General features: G+C 60.2%; 17 protein-coding genes and 1 pseudogene. 12 read left to right on the top strand and 6 right to left on the bottom strand.

Going from position 1 to position 21701, the window contains the following annotated elements:
- Positions 1–17: 17 nt before the first annotated feature.
- Positions 18–1328 (bottom strand): MFS transporter, encoded by a 1311-nt coding sequence (locus tag ACP7CJ_RS05200; protein WP_426099753.1) that lies wholly within the window; start codon positions 1326–1328, stop codon positions 18–20.
- Positions 1329–1489: 161 nt separating this feature from the next.
- On the opposite strand from ACP7CJ_RS05200, the gene ACP7CJ_RS05205 reads away from it, so the two are divergent.
- The 3 genes from ACP7CJ_RS05205 (at position 1490) to ACP7CJ_RS05215 (ending at position 4415) form a co-directional block, all read left to right on the top strand.
- On the top strand, positions 1490–2596 hold the full coding sequence (locus ACP7CJ_RS05205; RefSeq protein WP_426099754.1) for a sugar diacid recognition domain-containing protein: 1107 nt from the start codon (positions 1490–1492) through the stop codon (positions 2594–2596).
- Between the two features lie 91 nt (positions 2597–2687).
- The gene (locus ACP7CJ_RS05210; protein ID WP_426099755.1) at positions 2688–3827 is read left to right on the top strand and encodes a glycerate kinase; all 1140 of its coding nucleotides are present in this window, start codon (positions 2688–2690) and stop codon (positions 3825–3827) included.
- 75 nt (positions 3828–3902) lie between these two features.
- A complete protein-coding gene (locus ACP7CJ_RS05215; RefSeq protein ID WP_426099756.1) occupies positions 3903–4415 on the top strand; it encodes a GNAT family N-acetyltransferase in 513 nt (170 codons plus the stop codon).
- Here the strand turns inward: ACP7CJ_RS05215 and ACP7CJ_RS05220 are convergent.
- Both ACP7CJ_RS05220 and ACP7CJ_RS05225 read right to left on the bottom strand, forming a co-directional pair.
- On the bottom strand, positions 4412–5104 hold the full coding sequence (locus ACP7CJ_RS05220; RefSeq protein ID WP_426099757.1) for an aspartate/glutamate racemase family protein: 693 nt from the start codon (positions 5102–5104) through the stop codon (positions 4412–4414). The two genes, ACP7CJ_RS05215 and ACP7CJ_RS05220, sit on opposite strands and share 4 nt — an antisense overlap.
- Before the next feature lie 134 nt (positions 5105–5238).
- Positions 5239–5481 (bottom strand): annotated as a pseudogene (locus ACP7CJ_RS05225) (cbb3-type cytochrome c oxidase subunit I); the annotation flags it as partial.
- 201 nt (positions 5482–5682) lie between these two features.
- Between ACP7CJ_RS05225 and ACP7CJ_RS05230 the strand changes: the two are divergent.
- The 4 genes from ACP7CJ_RS05230 (at position 5683) to ACP7CJ_RS05245 (ending at position 9122) form a co-directional block, all read left to right on the top strand.
- Positions 5683–7347, top strand: a complete 1665-nt coding sequence (locus ACP7CJ_RS05230; protein ID WP_426099758.1) for a nitrite/sulfite reductase — start codon at positions 5683–5685, stop codon at positions 7345–7347.
- Positions 7344–7808 (top strand): DUF934 domain-containing protein, encoded by a 465-nt coding sequence (locus ACP7CJ_RS05235; protein WP_276192926.1) that lies wholly within the window; start codon positions 7344–7346, stop codon positions 7806–7808. Before ACP7CJ_RS05230 ends, ACP7CJ_RS05235 begins: the two co-directional genes overlap by 4 nt.
- 68 nt (positions 7809–7876) lie before the next feature.
- Positions 7877–8371, top strand: coding sequence for a hypothetical protein (locus ACP7CJ_RS05240; RefSeq protein ID WP_276192927.1), 495 nt, complete (start codon positions 7877–7879; stop codon positions 8369–8371).
- 79 nt (positions 8372–8450) lie between these two features.
- Positions 8451–9122 (top strand): DUF3313 domain-containing protein, encoded by a 672-nt coding sequence (locus ACP7CJ_RS05245; protein WP_426099759.1) that lies wholly within the window; start codon positions 8451–8453, stop codon positions 9120–9122.
- A gap of 18 nt (positions 9123–9140) precedes the next feature.
- Here ACP7CJ_RS05245 and ACP7CJ_RS05250 read toward each other — a convergent pair whose 3' ends face one another.
- The 3 genes from ACP7CJ_RS05250 to ACP7CJ_RS05260 all read right to left on the bottom strand — a co-directional run bounded on the left by ACP7CJ_RS05250 (position 9141) and on the right by ACP7CJ_RS05260 (position 14846).
- Positions 9141–10541, bottom strand: a complete 1401-nt coding sequence (locus ACP7CJ_RS05250) for a DUF1254 domain-containing protein (RefSeq protein WP_426099760.1) — start codon at positions 10539–10541, stop codon at positions 9141–9143.
- Between the two features lie 165 nt (positions 10542–10706).
- Entirely contained in the window at positions 10707–11072 is a 366-nt protein-coding gene (locus ACP7CJ_RS05255; protein WP_426099761.1) for a response regulator, read from the bottom strand.
- Positions 11073–11222: 150 nt separating this feature from the next.
- Complete coding sequence (locus ACP7CJ_RS05260; protein WP_426099762.1) at positions 11223–14846, bottom strand: hypothetical protein; 3624 nt, start codon at positions 14844–14846, stop codon at positions 11223–11225.
- Between the two features lie 274 nt (positions 14847–15120).
- On the opposite strand from ACP7CJ_RS05260, the gene ACP7CJ_RS05265 reads away from it, so the two are divergent.
- The 5 genes from ACP7CJ_RS05265 to ACP7CJ_RS05285 all read left to right on the top strand — a co-directional run bounded on the left by ACP7CJ_RS05265 (position 15121) and on the right by ACP7CJ_RS05285 (position 21688).
- A complete protein-coding gene (locus ACP7CJ_RS05265; RefSeq protein WP_276192932.1) occupies positions 15121–18618 on the top strand; it encodes a response regulator in 3498 nt (1165 codons plus the stop codon).
- Positions 18619–19449: a CheR family methyltransferase gene (locus tag ACP7CJ_RS05270; protein ID WP_426099763.1), complete on the top strand. Its 831-nt coding sequence runs from the start codon at positions 18619–18621 to the stop codon at positions 19447–19449.
- Entirely contained in the window at positions 19446–20045 is a 600-nt protein-coding gene (locus ACP7CJ_RS05275; protein WP_247398400.1) for a chemotaxis protein CheB, read from the top strand. The genes ACP7CJ_RS05270 and ACP7CJ_RS05275 overlap by 4 nt, the downstream gene beginning before the upstream one ends.
- A complete protein-coding gene (locus tag ACP7CJ_RS05280) occupies positions 20039–21232 on the top strand; it encodes a hybrid sensor histidine kinase/response regulator (RefSeq protein WP_276192933.1) in 1194 nt (397 codons plus the stop codon). Before ACP7CJ_RS05275 ends, ACP7CJ_RS05280 begins: the two co-directional genes overlap by 7 nt.
- Before the next feature lie 78 nt (positions 21233–21310).
- Positions 21311–21688, top strand: a complete 378-nt coding sequence (locus ACP7CJ_RS05285) for a response regulator (protein ID WP_247398395.1) — start codon at positions 21311–21313, stop codon at positions 21686–21688.
- Positions 21689–21701 lie beyond the last annotated feature (13 nt).

A 21701-nucleotide genomic window follows, 5' to 3' on the forward strand; every position in this document is an offset into this window, starting at 1 on the left:
CCACCTGTACGCCCGTGTCAGACCTTGAGGGTCCGGGTCATACGCAATGCCAACACACTGCCGGCGACGATCACCGCCGCCAGTAGGTACAGCGCACTATCCGTGGACCCGGTGGCATCTTTCACAAAACCGACGATATACGGGCTGAGGAAGCCAGCCATCTGGCCCATCGAGTTGATCAACGCCAGGCCACCTGCCGCCGCGCCCGCACTGAGCATCGCGGTGGGCACCGGCCAGAACATCGGCAGGCCGGTGAGGGCGCCCATGGTGGCGATGGTCAGGCCGAGAATCGCGATAGCCGGGGTGGTGGCGAAATTCACCGCGATCACCAGGCCCAGAGCGCCCATCAACATCGGCACCACCAAATGCCAGCGCCGCTCCTTGCGCAAGTCAGCCGAGCGGCCCACCAGCAACATGAACACGGCGGCCAGCAGGTAGGGAATCGCGCTGAGCCAGCCGATCATCAGGTTGTCGCTGAAACCCAGGTTCTTGATGATCGACGGCAGCCAGAAGTTGATCGCGTAGACGCCGCTCTGGATGCAGAAGTAGATCAGGCCGAACGCCCAGATCGCCGGGTTCTTGAACACTTCGGCGAGGGAGTCGGTGGTGGTTTTCGGCTTGTTTGCCAAGTCAGTGGCGTGGTCGGCTTCCAGCACCGCACGCTCATGCGGTTTGAGCCACTTGGCGTTGGCAAAGCTGTCGCTGAGCAGGAAGTAGGCGAGGGCGCCCAGAATAACGGTCGGAATGCCTTGCAACAGGAACATCCACTGCCAGCCAGCGAGGCCGCCTTGGCCGGTGCCGAAGTGGTTGAGAATCCAGCCGGAAAACGGGCTGCCCAGCAGGCCGGACACCGGAATCGCCGACATGAACAACGCCATGATCCGCCCGCGGCGGAACGTCGGGAACCACTGCGAGAGATACAGCACCACACCGGGGAAGAAACCGGCTTCGGCGGCACCGGTAAATAGGCGCAATGTATAGAAATGCGTCGGCGTGGTGACGAACAGCAGGCAGGTGGACAGCGCGCCCCAGACGATCATCATCAAGGCAATCCAGCGCCGCGGACCGAACTTGGTCAACGCCAGGTTGCTCGGCACGCCACACAGCACGTAGCCAATAAAGAAGATCCCGGCACCCAGGCCGTATACGGTTTCGCTGAACTTCAGCGCATCGAGCATCTGCAACTTGGCGAAGCCAACGTTTACCCGGTCAAGGTAGTTGAACAGGTAGCAGATGAAAATGAAGGGGATCAGGCGCAAGGTAATGCGCTTGTAGATGGCGTTTTTATCGTCATCGGTGGCCAGTGGGGCAGCGGCGCTCTGTGACATGGGAGTCTCTCTTTATTATGATTTTTCGCGATGCGCGGGTAACGTTGATCGCCCAATGAGTCTCGGCCACCTGGCGGGGTGCTGTCTTTGTGCTCGCGCACAGTGAAGCATCCTTTGCGCTGTGCCGATGAACAACCTTCGCTTTCAAGGAAATTAGCCCCATGTTCGAGCTGGATCATGACCTGGCGCAGGATATCGTCGATCGCACCATGGCGATCCTGCCGCATAACGTCAACGTCATGGACAGCCAGGGCCTGATCCTTGGTAGCGGCGAGCCGGAGCGCATCAACACGCGGCATGAAGGCGCGCAACTGGTGTTGGCCAATGGTCGGGTGGTGGAGATCGACGGGCAGACCGCCAAACACCTCAAGGGCGTGCAACCCGGCATCAACCTGCCGCTGATGCACGACCAGCGCCTGATCGGTGTGCTCGGCATTACCGGCGAACCGGAGGGGCTGCGCACTTACGCCGAACTGGTGCGCATGACGGCAGAAATGCTGGTCAGTCACCGTCATCAGCAAGCCGAGCAACAATGGCGACGCCAGCGCTGCGACGATTTGCTGGCATTGCTGCTGGCCGAAACCGGCGACTCGCCGCGTCTGGTGGATGAGGCGCAGCAACTGGGGCTCAAGCCGCAGATGGCGCGCACGCCGTATCTATTCGAGTTGGGTGCGGGGCAGACGGCGGAGGCGTTGAGTGCCTGGTTGACGTCGCGCTATCCAGACAGTTGGTGCGTCAGCTCCGCGCAGTATTCCTTGCTGTGGTGCCGACCGGCGGCGGTACAGGTGGACAATCCACGCCTGCTGGAAAAGCTCCAGGGCCTGGGCTGGAATATCCTGCGGGTGGCGGTCGGTGGGCAAGCCGATGGTTTGGCGGGGTTGCGTCGTTGTTATCGGCGTGTGGGCGACTTGCTGGCCTACGGTCGTGACGTACTTCCGCACTCGCGCCTGCTGACCCTCAACCGCTATCGCCTGCCCGTGATGCTCTGGCGGCATCGCAACGACGACGCCCTGGACGAATTGCTCAACCCACTGCGTAAAGTGCTGGCCAAGGACGGCAACGGCCAACTGCAGGCCACCTTGCGCAGTTGGTGCGAACACGACGGGCAAAGCCAGGCGTGTGCCGATGCGCTGGGCATTCACCGCAACAGCCTGCGCTACCGCATGGAGCGCATTGCCGAACTCAGCGGGGTCGACCCGTTGACCCTGGATGGCATGCTCGCGCTGTACCTCGGCGTCCAGTTGCTGCCCCAGGTTTTGTCGGAATGACCAACAAGCCAGGTTCGTACTTGTGCATCGGACCAGCGTCATTGCCGCTGGCAACTGGCAGCATGGGCGTCATAAAAACCGGAGAAAGCCCATGAAAATCATCATCGCCCCCGATTCGTTCAAGGACAGCCTGAGTGCCGAAGGCGTCGCCAAGGCCATTGCCGAAGGCTTGGCACAGGTCTGGCCGGAGGCGCAATTGGTCCAATGCCCGATGGCGGACGGCGGTGAAGGCACGGTGGAGTCGGTGCTCGCCGCCTGCCAGGGCGAGCTGCGGCGCCAGTCGGTGAAAGGCCCCTTGGGCGCCACAGTGGATGCGCATTGGGGCTGGCTGGCCGATAGCCACACCGCACTCATCGAAATGGCCGAGGCCAGCGGTCTGCAATTGGTCCCGCCGGGGCAGCGCGACGCGTGCTCCACGACTACGTTTGGCACCGGCGAACTGATCCGCGCGGCCCTGGACGCCGGCGCCCGGCGCATCATCCTGGCGATTGGCGGCAGTGCCACCAACGATGGCGGCGCAGGTGCGATGCAGGCGCTCGGCGTGCAGTTGTTCGATGCCGAGGATAACGCCCTGGCACCGGGTGGCCTGGCCTTGGCGCGCCTGGCGCGGATCAGCCTGGAACACCTCGACCCGCGCCTGGCCCAGGTGCGCTTTGAAATCGCCGCCGACGTGAATAACCCGCTGTGCGGCCCCCATGGCGCCTCCGCGATTTTCGGCCCGCAAAAAGGCGCCAGTGCGCAGCAGGTCGAGCAACTCGACGCGGCCCTCGGCCACTTTGCCGACCACTGCGCCAAGGTCCTGCCCACTGACGTGCGCGACGAGCCAGGCAGTGGCGCTGCCGGAGGCCTGGGGTTCGCCGCCAAGGCCTTCCTCGGTGCGCAGTTCCGTGCGGGGGTGGAGGTCGTCGCCGAACTGGTCGGCCTCGACGAAGCGGTACGCGGCGCCGACCTGGTGATCACCGGCGAAGGCCGTTTCGACGCTCAGACGCTGCGCGGTAAAACGCCTTTCGGCGTGGCGCGCATCGCCCAGCGACACCATGTCCCGGTGATCGTCATCGCCGGCACGCTGGGTGAAGGCTACGAGCAGATGTACGCCCACGGCGTGGATGCGGCCTTCGCCTTGCCGTCCGGGCCGATGAGCCTGGAGCAGGCCTGCAGCGAGGCGCCGCGCTTGTTGCGCGAGAGAGCGGTGGATATTGCGCGGCTGTGGCGCATCGCAGCGGGGTGCTGATAAACGCGCCGTAGCCATGTCCCGACCGTGCCGCCTACACTGGCCTGCCACGTGTCTTTCAAAGGATGAAACACAATGCACGCACCTGAACCCCATATCGTGATCCAGCGCTTTACCGAGGCCCATCTTGAAGGCGTCGCTGCGCTCTACAACGAGCCGGCCGTGTGCCGTCAGGTGCTACAGATGCCTTTCCAGTCCGTCGAGGCGTGGCGCAACAAGCTGGTGACAGATAATGAGCGGCGCCTGCAACTGGTGGCGCTGCATGGTGGGGAGGTGATCGGCCAGCTCGGCCTGGAACAGTACCTGCGCGTGCGCCAGAGCCACGTCGGTTCGTTCGGCATGGGCGTGACGCCAGCCTGGCAAGGCAAAGGTGTGGGCTCTCGTCTGTTGGCGGCCGCGCTGGACGTGGCCGACAACTGGATGAATCTGCACCGCGTGGAACTCACGGTGTATGCCGACAACGAAGCGGCCCACAACCTGTACCGCAAATTCGGCTTCGAAGTGGAGGGGCGGCTGCGCGACTACGCCCTGCGCGACGGTGTCTTCGTCGACACCCTGAGCATGGCGCGCCTGCGCCGCTCGGCTTAGTCCTGTAGTGCGAACGCCACCGCAGCCTGCGCATGCAGCGCGGTGGTGTCCAGCAGCGGCAGGTCGCTGTGCTCGGGTTTGATCAGCAGGCCGATTTCGGTGCAGCCCAGGATGACTGCCTGGGCGCCGCGTGCGGCCAGGGACGCAATCACGCGCTGATAGACCTGGCGTGACGCCTCGCTGATCACGCCGACGCACAATTCCTCATAGATGATCCGGTGCACGGCCTGACGCTCCTCCGCGTTCGGCACCAGCACGTTCAGGCCCTGGGCGGCGAGGCGTGACGTGAGGAAGTCCTGTTCCATGGTGAACGCCGTACCGAGTAAACCGACGGTCAGCGTGCCGGCGGCTACGGCCGCCGAACCTGCGGCATCGGCAATATGCAGAAAGGGAATCGACACGGCCGCTTCGATCCGCGGCGCCACCAAATGCATGGTGTTGGTACACAACACCACACACTCGGCACCCCCGGCTTGCAGGCGGCGTGCGGCATCTTCCAGGATCAGCGCGGCGTCGTCCCAGCGTCCGGCATGCTGGGCCTGCTCCACCGGACCGAAGTCCACGCTGTACATCAGCAATTGCGCCGAACGCAGCGGGCCGAGTTGGTCGCGCACGCGCTGGTTGATGATGCGGTAGTACTCGGCGCTGGACTCCCAGCTCATGCCGCCGATCAGGCCGATAGTGCGCATGCGATGCTCCTGACAAGAAATATCGCATCACCTTACCCATCGGCCACCGATTAGTCATACGCAGTTGCGCGCCAAATCACCGGAGCAGTTTCACATATCCCGAATGACCCAGCCCGGCCTGGCTTGCTCCGGTGCCACCTCAGGCCCTGGGTAATGCCGTTGACCCACATCGAGGCGATGTACAGCACGGTGCCGATGGTCGCCTGCCAGAAGTGCAGGTTGATCAGCGTCACGCTGTGCATCTGTTCGCGGCCGAATACCTCGGGGATCATGTGGTACAGCGAGCCGAAGGTGATCATCGCCACCCAGCCCAACGCGCCGGCATGGACGTGGCCGATGGTCCAATCGGTGGAGTGGGAGAGGGCATTGACGGTCTTGAAGTGTGGGTAAAACAAAACAGACTCAGAAAAAGCTCGTTACTACGGATCAATTTATTCGGCTTAAAAGCAAGACTTGCAGTCCATCTGATCTGCTTTTTATGCCGGCACCTGAATCTTTAATGACCTGCGCCGAAGGTGCACAGTCGCCCCCCTAGAAGTCGCGCCCTGGGACGCGGCCAACCCTGATGAGGCGGTGATATGTACCAGTACGACGCATACGATCGGGCGCTGGTGTTCGAGCGCGTGGCGCAATTTCGTGATCAGGTCGAGCGGTTTATCGCCGGTGACTTGAGCGAAGACGAGTTTCTGCCCTTGCGCCTGCAGAACGGCCTGTACCTGCAAAAGCATGCCTACATGCTGCGGGTGGCGATTCCCTATGGCACTTTGAGCGCCGAACAGATGCGCACCCTGGCCAGCATCGCCCGCGACTACGACCGTGGCTACGGCCACTTCACCACCCGCCAGAACCTGCAGTTCAACTGGATCGAGCTGCACCAGGTGCCCGACATCCTTGAACGCCTGGCCCAGGTGGATATGCATGCGATCCAGACCTCCGGCAACTGCGTGCGCAATATCACCACCGAAGCCTTTGCCGGGGTGGCCGCCGATGAGCTGCTGGACCCGCGCCCCTTGGCGGAGATCCTGCGCCAGTGGTCGACCATCAACCCGGAATTCCTGTTCCTGCCGCGCAAGTTCAAGATCGCCATCTGCTCGGCCCGCGAAGACCGCGCGGCGATCATGATGCACGACATCGGCCTGTACCTTTACCGCGACGACCACGGCGACATGCTGTTGCGCGTGATGGTGGGCGGTGGCCTGGGACGCACACCGATCCTAGGCTTGCAGATCCGCGAGGGCTTGCCGTGGCGGCACCTGCTGTCCTACGTCGAGGCGGTGTTGCGCGTGTACAACCGGCATGGCCGGCGGGACAACAAGTACAAGGCGCGCATCAAGATCCTGGTCAAAGCGCTGGGGATCGAGGCGTTTTCCCGGGAAGTTGAGGAAGAATGGCAGTACCTGCGCGATGGCCCGGCGCAGTTGACCGATGCCGAGTACGACCGCGTGGCATCGGCCTTCGTGCCGCCGGCTTACGCCTCGCTCAGCGATACCAGCCTGGCCTACGGCACCGAGCTGGCCGACAATCCGGGCTTTGCGCGCTGGGTCAGCCGCAACGTCATGCCGCATAAAGTCGCGGGCTACACCAGCGTGGTGCTGTCCACCAAACCTGGCATCAGCGCGCCGCCCGGCGACGTTACCGCCCAGCAAATGGAGGCCGTGGCCCAGTGGGCGGAGCGGTTTGGCTTTGGTGAAATACGCATCGCCCATGAACAGAACATCGTGTTGCCGGATGTGCCCAAGGATCAGTTGCATGCCTTGTGGCGCCTGGCCTGTGAACACGGCTTGGGCGCGGCGAATATCGGCCTGCTGACTGACATCATTGCCTGCCCCGGCGGCGACTTCTGCGCCCTGGCCAATGCCAAGTCGATCCCCATCGCCCAGGCGATCCAACAGCGCTTCGATAACCTCGACTACCTGCACGACCTGGGTGATATCAGCCTGAATATTTCCGGCTGCATCAATGCCTGCGGCCATCACCACATTGGCAATATCGGCATCCTGGGCGTCGATAAGAATGGCAGTGAGTGGTATCAGATCACCCTCGGCGGGGCCCAGGGAAAACACAGTTCACTGGGCAAAGTGATCGGCCCCTCGTTCAGCGCCGCTGAGATTCCGGATGTGATCGAGCGCGTGATCAGCACGTTTGTGCGCTACCGCGAAAGTGAAGAGCGCTTTGTCGATACCGTGCAGCGCATTGGCCTGGAGCCGTTCAAAGAGCGGGTATACGCGGAGCAGCCGGCATGAACAATCTGTTGAGACTTGAGCAGGGTGAAGCGCGTCTGGTTGCGGATGATCCGTGGGTATTGGTGCGTGATGACGTGCCGGCGGGCGGTGCGCTGATCCTGCCGCTGGCGTCCTATGCGCCGGGGCATGGCGTGTGGTTGGGCCCGGATGATGAGGTCGAACAGGTGCTGCCCTGGCTCGCCACGCTGCCGCTGATTGCCCTGGATTTCCCCAGCTTTCGCGACGGGCGCGCCTACAGCCAGGCCTATCTGTTGCGTATGCGTATGGGCTGGCGAGGCGAGTTGCGGGCGATCGGTGATGTGCTGCGCGATCAGCTCAGTCACATGCGCCAGTGCGGGTTCGATGCATTTGCGGTGCGCGCGGACAAATCGGCTGAAGACGCCCTGAAGGGGCTGGCGGGGATGAGCGTGCAATATGGGCGCAGCGCGATCGAGCCACGCCCGCTGTTCCGTCGGCGTTAATCACACGGTGAGTCGCCGCATCTGCCATGATCGTGGTTCGCACTACGGCTCACCCAAGGAAAACCGCAATGGATGATGTACAGCAACTGGGCGAGATGCTTCGTCATTACGCCGACAGCGAAGCCCATAAAAAACAGCAGTTCGAGCTGCAATCGGCGCGCTGGGCGCTAAAGCTTGGCGAGTTGTTCCAGCAGATCGAACAATGGCTGGAGCCGGTCAATACCGCTGGCTTGCTTGAAGTCCACCGCGAAGCGTATGTCGCCAGCGGCCCGAGCATTCCGGTGGAGACGTCGCCCTTCAAGAGCGAAAAGCTCACCGTGCTGATCACCGGCAAAAACGTCGAGTTCGTGCCGGACGTGATGGGCGTCGCCGGCTTGATTTCGGTGGCGGTCATGGGCCTGACCGCAGCCCGGCACGGCAGCGTCTCGCTGGTGCTGCCGGCGGATAAAAACGACTGGTTGTGGAAAAAAACCAACGGCCTGAAAGACCCGGACACCTTCGCCTTCAACGCCAATTTCCTCGCCGCGCAGTTGCAGAGCCTGATCCCTCGCGAGCGCGGCTGAGTTTTTCAACGCTGTTTTTTACAGGATTGGCTATACCTACAGCTCAACGTTCTGATGATGACTGCCAAGGAGTTCGAGGATGAAACTAAGGCTAATGATCAGCACGCTCTGCATCGCCACGATCGGGATGGTGGGCTGTGCCAGCCAAGTCACGCAACCGGATGAGTATTCAGGATTCCTCTCCGATTACAGCCGTCTCAAGCCGGCCACGTCGCCTTCGGGCGTCAAGGTGATGCGCTGGGTCGCCCCGACACTGGATCTGGGCCGCTACAACGCGGTGTATATCGAACCGACCCAGTTTTACCCCAGGCCCCAAGCCACTGCGAAAATTCCTGAGAGCACGTTGCGCGGCATCAACGACTACTTCAACGAGGCCCTCAAGCGCGAAATCGGCAAGTCATTGCCCCTTGCACAAGGGCCAGGTAGCGGAGTGTTAGTGGTGCGTGCAGCGATCACGGCGGTCAGCAGTAAAACCCAGGGCCTGAAACCTTATGAGTTCGTGCCGGTCGCCTTGGTGGCTGCGGCGATGAGTGCCGGCACCGGCATCCGCGACCAGGACACTGTGCTGGGCACCGAGGCGCAGTTTCTCGACGGCGCCAACGGCAAGGTGATCGCTGAGGTGGTACGCAAGGGCACCGGCAAGCCGCTGGAAAACGACTCGCAGGTGATGACGCCCAATGACGTAAAAAGCGTGGTCGACGGTTGGGCGTCGGACTTGCACCAGTCCTATGTGAAACTGAAAAAGCAGTAAATCGCGCAGTGCCTGGGACTATTTCAGTGGAGTCAGCGGCGGCAGTTTCCACTGACCGTTATTCGCCTCGGGCTTTGGCAGGTACATCCGCAACACGGCGTAGAACGGGCCGGGCGGTGCCGGCAACCAGTTGCTCTGCTCGGCTTTTGGCGGTTCGTGGTGCTGCAGCGCCAGGGTCAGGCCGCCATCGGCGTCCAGCTTGAGGTGGGGCAGCATCCGCGAGTTGATCACGTAGCGTTTCTTGTGGTTGGGCACCAGCAACTTGGTCTTGGTGTCGTACAGGGTCAGTGACCAGAACGCATCGGCCGGCGGCAGTTGGTCCTTGGCGAAGTGCACGGTGTAGCTGTGGCGAGCGCCGTTGGCGGGCTTGCCTTCACTGTCGACAACGTAATTGAAGTAGGTGGCTTCATCGGCGGAGTTGCCGAAAAGCCCCACGTCGGCACCGGCATAGCGGTACAAGTAGTTGTTGTTCAGGTGATCGCGGTTGCCGAACAAGTCGCCTATGGCAACCTGCTGGGTGTCGAGTTTGTCTTTTTTGAACGCTGCAAACTCGGCCTTGGCGTCGGCGATCCCGTCTTCCAGCGCTTTACGCTGTTCGGCGCTCAACTGGTTGACCTTGAACGGCGCGCCCGGTGCGATGCCGATGGTGGCAAAGCGTGCGAGCAGGTCTTTCTCGCTGTCCTGGGGCGCAGCGAAGGCGAGCATGAAGTTCAAGTAGCGAAACAGTTGCGGGCCTTCGCTCATGCCGGCCAGCGGCTTGGGCCAATCGATCTTCGGCGCCTTGGCCGGGGCGGCCTGTTTCACGTAGCTGCTGAGCGACTGCACTTTGTAGCCATTCTGGATCTGCTTGACCTTGTTCAGGTCCTTTTCATCAAACAACTGCGTGCGGTACAGGGCGTAGGCAATATTGCTTTCGCTGTACACCACGCGATCCACATCGACCGGCTGCTGACCTTTCCAGTCGGGCCCGGCGATCATGTAGTGGCCGCCATTGTTGCCGGTGCTGCGCGTGCCGAGGTACGCGAAGTTCTGCGTATAGAGGTCGATCAGTTGTACCGAGTAATAGCGGTTGTCTTCAATCTTGGGCAACGTCAGCACCAGTGGCTCGCTGCGCAGGTCCATCCAGACGAAGGAGTAGGGCGTGTCGGGGTTCGGCGTGGCGAGCGCGGTGTCCTTGGGTGTGAAGACCTGGGCGGTATTGCCGATATGGTTAAACGGTGCCTTGAAGTTGACGCCGCCCTTGTCGACCGCCTGGGTGTAGAGCGTCTTGTACATTTCCACGACCGGGTAGCCATACAAATAGGCTTCCTTGGCAATCGCCCGAGCCTCAGAGGGGGTGGCCGTAAAGTCGGCCCAGGCACCAGTGCTCATGAGTATCGAGAGGCTCGCCAACAGCAGGCGCGTCGGTTTTCCAATCATGTTGTTGCGTCCTTCCAGAGGTCTTGTGAGGAGTGCTATTGAGTGGCGTGGCAAAGCGTCGAGTTTCCAACTTTATTGGTCGAAGGTCACGTTAATCCCGGCATGACGCTCTGCTTGACGCAAAAATGCCGCCCAACTGGGCGGCATTGGAGAGGAGCACCAATGTCAGGCGGCGCCAAGCATGGCTTTGACCTTATCGCGCAGTTGATCGATGGAGAACGGCTTGGCGATCGATTGCATGCCGGGCACAGCCTCGATGCTCTCGGCATAACCACTGGCAAACAGGACCGGCAGTTGCGGGCGCCGTTCGCGCACCAGGAGGGCCAAGTCCCGACCATTCATGTCCGGCAGGCCGACATCAGTCATCATCAGGTCAATGACATTGTCCGTCTCTTTTACGAATTTGAGCGCCGATTGGGCGTCTTTAGCTTCAAGTACACGAAACCCCAGCTCTTGGAGTACGTCGACGATCAGCATGCGCACAATCGTGTCGTCTTCGACTACGAGAATGGTTGAGGTGAGGGACGACATAGTGAACATTCCTGAAAAAGTGAAGGTGCTGGGCGTGACAGGTTTAAACGCAACCCAGTAGTGAGTGGCGGCAATACCAGCAAGTTCCGAAAAGCTGCTGGCATTGTGACCTTGGCGAAGCAGAATGTCCCGTCAGGTTTTTGCGAATACTCACAACGGTGCAGTTGCCATACGGCTGACCTGTGCGGAATCGCGGTAAGCGGCCATATCACCGACATCAAAATAGCTCACCTGATACTCAGGTGAGCCCGGATTGGCGCCAAACGCCCTGTGCCGAAACGGGCTGGTGCCTCGGTTCAAGGTCCGCTCCAGGCCATTTTTCATCGCCTCGGCCGAGTCAAACTTGGCCAGCCCGAAATTCGGATCGAAGTAAAACCAGACAGGCTTGTCGTTCCTGACGGTGACGCCGGCAAGCAACGCGTGATCCGTCGTGGCAATCCTGAGGCTCCTTGGCGGCGCCGCATGTGTCAGTTCTTTAGTGATTTGCTGATAGGGAATTTGCCTGGGCTGCTTGCCCATATGGAAGGTGTCGTGGTGTTTGACCTGGTCATGAAAAGCCTTGAGGTTGTGGATGAACTGTGCAGCCGAGGGGGCTTGTGAATTGGCGGCGGCTTTGAACATGTTTCCCATGTAGGTGGTTTCTTCGCCGGAGTGCATTGCCAGCGCCAGGGTATTGGCCATACCCGCACACTCGCCTGGCGACGCAAGGTCGACCTGGCTGAGGTAAAACTCCTGGGGCATTGGGGTCAAGGAGCCGCCAGCGGCGTGGATGTCCCGCTGGAACAGCATAAAGCCTTCCTGGATAAGCTTTACTTTCTTGCGCTCAATCTGCCTGCTCAGGGTGCCAACGTCGCTGGCGCTCATCCACCCATGGGAGACCATGGCCTGTAGCTCAATGACATTCAAATCGGATGAATAACCAGGCACCTTGTGCGGGTCCCCGTTCGTATAGCCTACGTTGAAGTCGAAAATATTTTCGGGACGTTGGGCGCGTCTCAACGCATCTTCAAACGCCTTGGGCACATATTGACCGAGTACACTCGGCGGGGCCTGCAGCGGTAATGCATCGCCCACCAGTTTCTTGTAGAGCCAGTCGGTAAAACTCTGGTTGAGCTGACCCTTCGCCGACACGGTGGCGGGTGTGAAACCCTGGAGCGGCCCACCGTATGCGCGCATTTTTTCGGTGTCGAAGGCGTGCCATTGGCCATTTTTCAGGACGGCGGCCCCGTCGATACTGTGCTCGCCGATTTTCAAGGTGCCCGTTGCGGCGACCACATTGTCTTTGCTGGCGGCTTTTAACAGGTCATAGCTGCCCGAAGCGCCGCGCAAGGCATTCACGCTCTGGAGGCCTTTGGCGCCGAGGAACTTGAGCCCGCCACCGGCCAGGCGGGCCCCGCCAACCGCCAAGTCGCCCGCGCCGCCCAGCGGGTTGAGCGCGCTGACAGTGGCCATGCCGATGACTTTTGCCGACCGTGCCACCCTGGTTGCCGTCGAAGCGGCGGTGCCCGCAATCTTGACCACCTTTCCAGCCGCACCTGCACCTGCGGTCACAAAACCGAATGCGTCCAGGCTGAGATCGATCAAGCCGTCAACAACATGGCCGTTGCGGAAATGGCTGATAGCCGAGCGCAAAGGGATCAGGTTTAACAGGAAGTTCTCAACCGTCTCGGCCCTGTCCCGGTTTTTGTCGTCCGTGGTGAGGCCGCGCGCCTGTTGCTTGATAGCGGGATCATCGAGATTGAGGTGCTCAACAAAGGCGTCGGCGATCAGGTGAACACGCGGCGAGGCAAAGGTATCAGTGGGTGATCGACCAGACGCGGCCTGTTCAGTGCTGAGCAGGGATTGACCAGCGCTGGGCGAGAACTCTTTTGTTTCGTAGACGATATTCGCAGTCCTTGAAGAGTCAGGCGTTGCTTGCCACTGCGGAATACTGCGGATAGCGCCGGCGTTGAAGTTGATCTCATACGCGCGGGTCACCCCGTCGCGCTCAATCCTTACCAACAATTGTTCGCCTTTTGGTAGCTCCGTTTTGTCGTTGAAAAAGCCCAATCCCAGTTTATGGGAATGTTTTTGAAAAAAACTAACCTTGCCCTCTTCAAAGTTCTTTCGGTCGTCGGCAGGTAATTGGCCGATCAAGTGCTTTACATAGGTGTTGATCGCGCTCTTTTTTTCCTCAATGACGCTGTTGAATTGCGACTCGAACGCCTCCGCCACACCAAAGCTGGGTTTGGCGTTCAATGCCGCCAGAGGCACGCGGCTGTCGCGAGTGCTGTAAACCGCGTCGGGTCCCACGTCCATCATGGCGATATCCAATAGCGAATGGGGGCCCACTATCAGGTTGCTGCGGCGGATATCGCCACCGGGGACGCGGCTCACATGAATCAGTTTTTCTTCAAACAGCGCTTCCTGATCGGGAAAGCGCTTTCGCAACTCGGCCAATGCCAACTCTTTGCGCGACGGGATGTCTTTGTCGAATGCCTCTGACGCTGACGACATCAACGATCGGCGCTCATTGAAACGGGTCACCAGGTCGTTCAAGTCGTCGGAGGTGTATAGGCGGTCGGCTTTTTTTTCCAGCATGCCATTGGTCACGCCCCAGTCGGTCAAGGCGTTACGCTGCGCGGCGTCCGTCACGTTCTCGTCTGCGCCGCTTGCGTGTTCGGCCTCCAGCATGACCTCGGCGAAGGTCATATTGGCGACCCGGCCAGGTGTGCTGGTGTCGATTGTCGTCGCGGCCACCGCGAGATTGACCCAGGCCGGACTGCCATAGGTCACGCTGCTTGGAATGTCCTTGATCAGGAGTACTGGCGCACGACCCGCCAGTAGCAGGTGGGCGGCTGCGCCTGCCAGTTCAGGACTGGTTTTACCGTCTGCCACCAAGTGTTGACGCAGCGCAGCGACTATCTCGGCGGCCGACTTGCCCTTGAGTTTTTCGTCGGCCAGGTCAAAACCGGCAACGCTGTTGCGTTGGGGGGCGGCGATGGACTCAGGGTCCAGTTGCAGTATCACGGCAGCGAGGAGGTAGTCGAGCGTGCTGCTATCGGTAGCAATACCCTGCATCTGTTCCTGAAGCGCGCTGCCCAACGATTGTGCCTCTGGCGAACCGATGAGGGCGTTCAACGTAGCGACTGGGGTCGTCAGCGCTTCTGGCGGGAGAGGGGTTTGATGCCGCAAGAACTCCAATATCCCGCCTGTGGTTTGCTTGAGCGGTTGTTTTTGCCCAAGGGGGTCAGTGTAATTCTGGGTGCTGGCGCGCAAGCGTTGTTGCACGTCGGCGCTCGGGGGGACCTGCCAACTGAGGGCGCCGCCCAGGTTACCCAAGGGGTGTGCCAGGGATTGGTGGGTCACGGCGTCCGAGAGACCGGTCAGGGATAAATGGCTATAGGGTAAAAGCAATCCCCCCTGACGATTGATGAAGGTCTCCAATGTGGTGCTGCTGCCGACTTCGGCGTAATAAACCGAGTCGGGGTGAACGTCCATAGGTGTTGTCTTGAGGGCCGCCAGCACCGCCGAAGGGGAGGCATCAGGCCCTAGCCGCCGGGCGATTTCGTTAAGTTTGTCTCCGAGTGTTTTGAAGTTGTGATGATGCCCCAGCTTCGCCTTGAGGCTGGAGCTTTGCTCGACGGTGACGCTGGCGGGCGGCAGTGTTGGCACCGGTGAGTCGTGGCCGGATGTGAGCGTCATGGCAGGCCGGGTATCGAGAGGTTCTGGCGTTTGCGCGAAAAGGGATGTCAATGAAGCGCTGGGTCGGGTTTGCAAAGAAGAAATAGTCATGCGAGCACCGTTTTTTGAAAAGAAGGTGAACGTCTTTTTCGCGGAGCTTCCCTTTTCCCAAGACGCTTTCTTCTGTGTGAAACCTGACCACCCAGGTTCCGGATCAGGGCGCGCAGAGTGTGAGCAACTGAAACGACGACGGAAGTTGCACGGTGCTCAGGGCACTTTTGCTGCATTTTTTTTCGGATTGCACCCGTTCATGGCAGAAAAATAGCGTTCAACGGCAACTTTGGGGCAAACTCCGGGTTTTTCCGTATTTGGCCAAGGTATGCCCATGACCCCCTCGTCGTCCGTCGATGAAAAGAGTTTTCGTGCACTGTTGAGCCGCAACGTGGCACTGCCCCTCGGTGTGGGCGTTCTCAGCGCGGTGTTTTTCGTGTGCCTGATCACTTATTTGTTGTCGGTGATCCAATGGGTAGAGCACACCGACCGGGTCATCAATAACCTCAATGAAACGTCCAAGCTGACGGTTGATCTGGAAACCGGCATGCGCGGCTTCCTGATCACGGGCGACGAGCATTTTCTCGACCCATATGAAGTGGCCAAGCCGCGGATCATTGCCGATTTGCGCAATTTGCAGGAGCTGGTAGCGGACAACCCCCAGCAGGTGGACCGCCTCAAGCGCCTGGAAGCCCTGCAAATCGAGTGGAACAAATACGCCCAGTCGATGATTGATATGCAGCGCGAGAGCGGTGATTACCGCAGCGCGGTGAAGGCTGGCCGGGGCAAACGCCTGACGGATGAGATTCGTAACGAATACGACGAAGCGGTGGCGATGGAGCAACAGTTCCGGATCGCGCGCAACGCAGAAGTCACTCGTACTACCGTCATCAGCGTCACCCTGTACTTGGTGTTCGTGCTGGGGTTGAGTGGCTTCCTGGCCTACATTGGCCGTAAAAATTTACTTTCTCTATCAAATAGTTATAGTGAAAACCTCGCGTCACAAGAGAAGATTGCGCGACGCTTGGAACAGCAAGCCTGGCTGCGCAATGGCCAGACTGAATTGGCCGAGCAGGTGCTCGGTCAACTGACCCTGAACCTGTTGGGGCGCAATATCCTGCAGTTCTTTGCCCAGTACATGGGCTCGGCGGTCGCGGCGCTGTATGTGCGTGAAGAACACGGCGGCCTCAAACGCGTTGCCACCTATGGTTTCTCCCGCGAACAGGAGCAGCAGGAGCAGGCGATCTATAGCGACGAAGGCATCGTTGGGCAGGCCGCCCAGCTCGATCGCCTGATTCGCCTGGACGATGTGCCTGTCGACTACTTCAAGGTCAGTTCCGGCCTGGGTGAGGGGCCGACGCGAAGCGTACTGGTGATGCCCACCAGTGATGACGACCGGGTCAACGGCGTGGTCGAACTGGGCTTCCTGCGCCCGTTGGAAGACCGTGATGTCGAGTTGCTGGAACTCATCGCCGGCAATATCGGTACCTCCATCGAGGCCGCCCGCTATCGCCAGCGCCTGCAGGAAGTTCTGGCCGAGACCCAACAGCTCAATGAAGAGCTGCAAGTGCAGCAGGAAGAACTCAAAACCGCCAACGAAGAACTGGAAGAGCAATCGCGCATCCTCAAGGAGTCCCAGACCCACTTGGAAACGCAACAGGCGGAACTCGAGCAGACGAACGAGCAATTGGCCGAGCAGGCCCAGACCCTGGTCGAGCAGCGCGATGCCATGGACCGCAAGAACGTCGAGCTCAACCAGGCTCAGCTCGAACTGGAAGACCGCGCCGAAGAGTTGCAGCGCTCCAGCAAGTACAAATCCGAATTCCTCGCCAACATGTCCCACGAACTGCGCACGCCGCTGAACAGTTCGCTGATCCTGGCCAAGTTGCTGGCGGAGAACCCCCAGGAAAACCTCAGCGCCGAGCAAGTCAAGTTTGCCGAATCGATCTATTCCGCCGGCAATGACCTGCTCAACCTGATCAACGACATCCTGGATATTTCCAAGGTCGAAGCCGGCAAGCTGGAAATGCGCCCGGAAAACTCCAGCGTGGCGCGCCTGGTCGACGGCCTGCGCGGGATGTTCGAGCCGCTGGCGGCCGACCGCAAGCTGGGGTTCCAGGTGGAGGTGCAGGAAGGTACGCCGACCCTGCTCTTTACCGACCGCCAGCGCCTGGAGCAGATTCTCAAGAACCTGCTGTCCAACGCGGTCAAGTTCACTGAGCAGGGCCAGGTCAGCCTGTCGGTGTCCCGCGCACCGGGTGAGGGCATTGCCTTTACCGTGCGCGATTCCGGGATAGGTATCGCCCCGGATCAGCAGGAAAGCATCTTCGAAGCCTTCCGCCAGGCCGACGGCACCACCAATCGCCGTTACGGCGGCACCGGCCTTGGGTTGTCGATCTCCCGTGACCTGGCCGCGTTGCTCGGCGGCTATATCAGCGTCACCAGCGAACCCGGCCAGGGCAGCATTTTCACCCTGGTCGTCCCGGAGCAGTACGTCGAACGCGATGAAGACGCTGCGCCGGCCGAACAACCGCGCCAGGTCGTTGCCGCCCCGGCGCCTAAGCCCATCGCTGTCTCGCCGCTGCCGGTGGCCGATGCCACACAGATCCCGCAGTTTGCCGACGACCGCGAAAAAGCGCCGTTCACCACGCGTTGCATCCTGGTGGTGGAAGACGAACCGAATTTTGCGCGCATCCTGTTCGACCTCGCCCATGAGCTGGGCTACCACTGCCTGGTGGCCCATGGCGCGGATGAGGGTTACAGCCTGGCCGAGGAATACATCCCCGACGCCATTTTGCTCGACATGCGTTTGCCGGATCATTCCGGGCTGACGGTGCTGCAACGCCTCAAGGAACACGCCAATACCCGCCACATCCCCGTGCATGTGATTTCTGTGGAAGACCGCGTCGAAGCTGCCATGCACATGGGCGCCATCGGTTACGCGGTGAAACCCACCACCCGCGAAGAGCTCAAGGACGTGTTTGGGCGCCTGGAAGCCAAGCTGACCCAGAAGGTCAAGCGCATCCTGCTGGTAGAAGACGACGACCTGCAGCGTGAGAGCATTGCCCGCCTGATCGGCGACGATGACATCGAGATCACCGCCGTCGGCTTTGCCCAGGAAGCCCTCGATCTGCTGCGCACCAACATCTACGACTGCATGATCATCGACCTCAAGTTACCGGACATGCTCGGCAACGAGCTGCTCAAACGCATGGCCACCGAGGATATCTGCTCGTTCCCGCCGGTGATCGTCTACACCGGGCGCAACCTGACCCGCGACGAAGAGGCCGAGCTGCGCAAGTATTCGCGCTCGATCATCATCAAGGGCGCCCGTTCGCCGGAGCGCCTGCTCGACGAAGTCACACTCTTTTTGCACAAAGTCGAATCGCAGTTGTCCCATGAGCGCCAGAAGATGCTCAAGACCGCGCGTAGCCGCGACAAGGTCTTCGAAGGGCGCAAGATCCTGTTGGTGGACGACGATGTGCGCAACATCTTCGCCCTGACCAGCGCCCTGGAGCACAAAGGCGCCGTGGTGGTGATCGGGCGTAACGGCCATGAAGCCATCGCCAGACTCAATGAAATCGACGATATCGACCTGGTGCTGATGGACGTGATGATGCCGGAAATGGACGGTTACGAGGCCACCGCCTTGATCCGCCAGGACCCACGCTGGAAGAAGCTGCCGATCATCGCAGTGACGGCCAAGGCGATGAAGGACGATCAGGAGCGTTGCCTCGCGGCCGGCTCCAACGATTACCTGGCCAAGCCAATTGATCTGGATCGCCTGTTCTCGCTGATTCGCGTATGGCTACCGAAGATGGAACGTATTTAAGTGGAGCGCAGTTTTTTGGAAAAAAGCAGTGATATTGAACTGCGCTTGCTGATTGAGGCGATCTACCTCAAGTACAGCTATGACTTTCGCGACTACTCCGGGGCGTCGGTCAAACGCCGTGTGGCCCATGCCCTGCGCCAGTTTGACTGCGCGACGATTTCGGCGCTGCAGGAGCGCGTGCTGCACGACCCGGCGGCGTTCATGCAGTTGCTGCAGTTTTTGACGATCCCGGTCAGCGAGATGTTTCGCGACCCGTCGCACTTCCTCGCGATCCGCCAGGAAGTGGTGCCGCTGCTCAAGACTTACCCGTCGATCAAGATCTGGATCGCTGGTTGCAGCACGGGGGAGGAGGTGTACTCCATGGCGATTCTGCTGCGCGAAGAAGGGCTACTGGAACGCACCATCATCTACGCCACGGACATCAATCCTGCGTCGCTGGATAAAGCCAAGCAGGGGATCTTCTCCCTGGAGAATGTGCGAGCCTATACCGCCAACTACCAGCAAGCCGGCGGGCAGCGTTCATTTGCCGACTACTACACGGCAGCTTACGATTACGCGATCTTCGACAAGACGTTGCGCGAAAATGTCACGTTCGCCGACCACAGCCTGGCAACTGACAGTGTATTCTCAGAAACTCAATTAATTTCGTGTCGCAATGTACTGATTTACTTCAATAAAAAGTTGCAAGATAGGGCCTTTGGATTGTTTCATGAGTCGTTGTGTCATCGTGGTTTTCTTGTGCTTGGCAGCAAGGAAACCGTGGATTTTTCCGCCTACAGCACGCAATTCGAGCCCTTGGTCAAACAGGAACGGATCTACCGAAAATCATGAACGACGCTGCCGCCAACCCGATTTGTGGGATTGAAGCCATCGTCGTCGGCGCGTCCGCCGGCGGCGTTGAGGCGTTGCTGAGTATTTTTGGCGATCTGCCGGAGACCTTCAGCCTACCGATCATTGCCGTGCTGCACCTGCCGGACCAGCGCCGTAGCCAGTTGGCAGAAGTGTTTGCGCGGCGTTTGCGGATTCCGGTACGCGAAGGGCAGGACAAGGAAGTGATCCAACCGGGCACCTTGTACTTCGCCAGCCCCGGTTATCACCTGTCGGTGGAGCATGACCGCAGCCTGTCTTTGAGCCAGGAAGACCGGGTACACCACTCCCGGCCCGCCATCGATTACCTGTTCGCTTCGGCCGCAGATGCCTATGGCCAGGGCTTGCTGGCGATTTTGCTGACCGGCGCCAACCAGGATGGCGCCCAAGGGCTGGCCCACGCCAAGCAATCCGGCGCCACCACCGTGGTCCAGGACCCCAAGGACGCCCGGATTGCCGTGATGCCCCTGGCGGCCCTGGCCTTACACTCTCCTGATCATATTCTGAGCTTGAGCCGGATTGGCTCATTGCTGGCTTCCCTGGAATCTTCCCCATGTTAAGTACTGTCCAGGCCAAACTGCTGATCGTCGATGATCTGCCGGAAAACCTGCTGGCCCTCGAAGCGCTGATCAAGCGCGAGGACCGTCAAGTCTTCAAGGCATTGAGCGCCGACGAGGCCTTGTCCCTGTTGCTGGAGCACGAGTTCGCCATGGCGATTCTCGATGTGCAGATGCCCGGCATGAACGGTTTCGAGCTGGCCGAGTTGATGCGCGGCACCGAAAAAACCAAGAACATTCCGATTGTGTTCGTCAGCGCCGCCGGCCGCGAACTCAACTATGCCTTCAAGGGCTACGAAAGCGGCGCCGTGGACTTCCTGCACAAGCCGCTGGATATCCATGCGGTGAAGAGCAAGGTCAATGTGTTCGTCGACCTGTACCGCCAAAGCAAGGCGATGAAGCTGCAGGTGGAAGCGCTGGAGCACAGCCGTCGCGAACAGGAGCTGCTGCTGGCACGCCTGCAGGCCACTCAGGCTGAGCTGGAGCAGGCGGTACGCATGCGCGATGACTTCATGTCGATCGTCGCCCACGAAGTGCGCACGCCGCTCAATGGGCTGATCCTCGAAACCCAGTTGCGCAAAATGCACCTGGCCCGGGACAACGCCGCAGCGTTTACCCTGGACAAGATGCACGCCATGGTCGACCGTGATGAGCGGCAGATCCATAGCCTTATCCGCCTGATCGAAGACATGCTCGACGTCTCGCGCATCCGCACCGGCAAACTGTCGATTCGTCCGGCACGCTTTGACCTCACGCAATTGGTGCGCAACCTGCTGGAAAACTTCGCGCCGCAAGTGGCCGCCGCCGAGTCGTCCATACAGTTGGAGGCCCAAGGCCCGGTGGAAGGTAGCTGGGATGAGTTTCGCATCGAGCAGGTCGTGTCCAACCTGCTGACCAACGCCTTGCGCTATGGCGCCAAGAGCCCGGTGGAAGTGCGGGTGTATAGTGAACAGGGCATGGCACGGATCGAGGTTCGAGACCACGGCATCGGCATCAGCGCAGACAACCAGAAGCGGATTTTCCAGCAGTTCGAGCGGGTGTCCGCCAGCCATGTTGCCGCAGGCCTGGGCCTGGGGCTGTTTATTTCCGAGCAGATCGTCGCGGCCCATAGCGGCACCATCGAGGTGGAGAGCCAGATAGGCGAGGGCGCGTTGTTCCGGGTGTGCCTGCCTCTGGAAGCGTCGCTGTGAAAACAATCGTCACTTCGACGCAACCTCTACATGACTGCATGGTCGTAATTGCAGCAATTGACCGGACAAAGGCTTCCCATGAGTGAAGATGCACAAGACGTTGTTCTGATCGTCGAGGACGACGAATCCATTATGTTTGTGCTGGACGAATACCTCAAAGGCCTGGGCTATCGGGTATTGAAGGCGATCAATGGGGAGGAGGCGTTTGAAATCCTCGCCAGTAAACCGCACCTGGACCTGATGGTGACTGACTATCGCCTGCCTGGCGGCGTCACAGGTGTGCAGATCGCCGAGCCGGCGATCAAGTTGCGCCCGGAACTGAAAGTGATTTTTATCAGCGGATATCCTCAGGAAATCCTCGACTGCAACAGCCCGATCACCCGCAAGGCGCCGATCCTGGCCAAGCCGTTTGACCTGGATACGCTGCAAGAGCATATCCAGCGCTTGTTGGTGTGACACGTCCGTGTGT

Origin of the sequence: Pseudomonas sp. PSPC3-2 (assembly GCF_049897085.1) — a bacterium.
In the GTDB taxonomy this organism is placed as follows: Bacteria; Pseudomonadota; Gammaproteobacteria; order Pseudomonadales; family Pseudomonadaceae; genus Aquipseudomonas; species Aquipseudomonas paraveronii.

Coding starts and splice junctions, on each gene's coding strand:
- ACP7CJ_RS05200 (WP_426099753.1), bottom strand. CDS start 1,328: ATGTCACAGAGCGCCGCTGCCCCACTGGCCACCGATGACGATAAAAAC.
- ACP7CJ_RS05205 (WP_426099754.1), top strand. CDS start 1,490: ATGTTCGAGCTGGATCATGACCTGGCGCAGGATATCGTCGATCGCACC.
- ACP7CJ_RS05210 (WP_426099755.1), top strand. CDS start 2,688: ATGAAAATCATCATCGCCCCCGATTCGTTCAAGGACAGCCTGAGTGCC.
- ACP7CJ_RS05215 (WP_426099756.1), top strand. CDS start 3,903: ATGCACGCACCTGAACCCCATATCGTGATCCAGCGCTTTACCGAGGCC.
- ACP7CJ_RS05220 (WP_426099757.1), bottom strand. CDS start 5,104: ATGCGCACTATCGGCCTGATCGGCGGCATGAGCTGGGAGTCCAGCGCC.
- ACP7CJ_RS05230 (WP_426099758.1), top strand. CDS start 5,683: ATGTACCAGTACGACGCATACGATCGGGCGCTGGTGTTCGAGCGCGTG.
- ACP7CJ_RS05235 (WP_276192926.1), top strand. CDS start 7,344: ATGAACAATCTGTTGAGACTTGAGCAGGGTGAAGCGCGTCTGGTTGCG.
- ACP7CJ_RS05240 (WP_276192927.1), top strand. CDS start 7,877: ATGGATGATGTACAGCAACTGGGCGAGATGCTTCGTCATTACGCCGAC.
- ACP7CJ_RS05245 (WP_426099759.1), top strand. CDS start 8,451: ATGAAACTAAGGCTAATGATCAGCACGCTCTGCATCGCCACGATCGGG.
- ACP7CJ_RS05250 (WP_426099760.1), bottom strand. CDS start 10,541: ATGATTGGAAAACCGACGCGCCTGCTGTTGGCGAGCCTCTCGATACTC.
- ACP7CJ_RS05255 (WP_426099761.1), bottom strand. CDS start 11,072: ATGTCGTCCCTCACCTCAACCATTCTCGTAGTCGAAGACGACACGATT.
- ACP7CJ_RS05260 (WP_426099762.1), bottom strand. CDS start 14,846: ATGACTATTTCTTCTTTGCAAACCCGACCCAGCGCTTCATTGACATCC.
- ACP7CJ_RS05265 (WP_276192932.1), top strand. CDS start 15,121: ATGACCCCCTCGTCGTCCGTCGATGAAAAGAGTTTTCGTGCACTGTTG.
- ACP7CJ_RS05275 (WP_247398400.1), top strand. CDS start 19,446: ATGAACGACGCTGCCGCCAACCCGATTTGTGGGATTGAAGCCATCGTC.
- ACP7CJ_RS05280 (WP_276192933.1), top strand. CDS start 20,039: ATGTTAAGTACTGTCCAGGCCAAACTGCTGATCGTCGATGATCTGCCG.
- ACP7CJ_RS05285 (WP_247398395.1), top strand. CDS start 21,311: ATGAGTGAAGATGCACAAGACGTTGTTCTGATCGTCGAGGACGACGAA.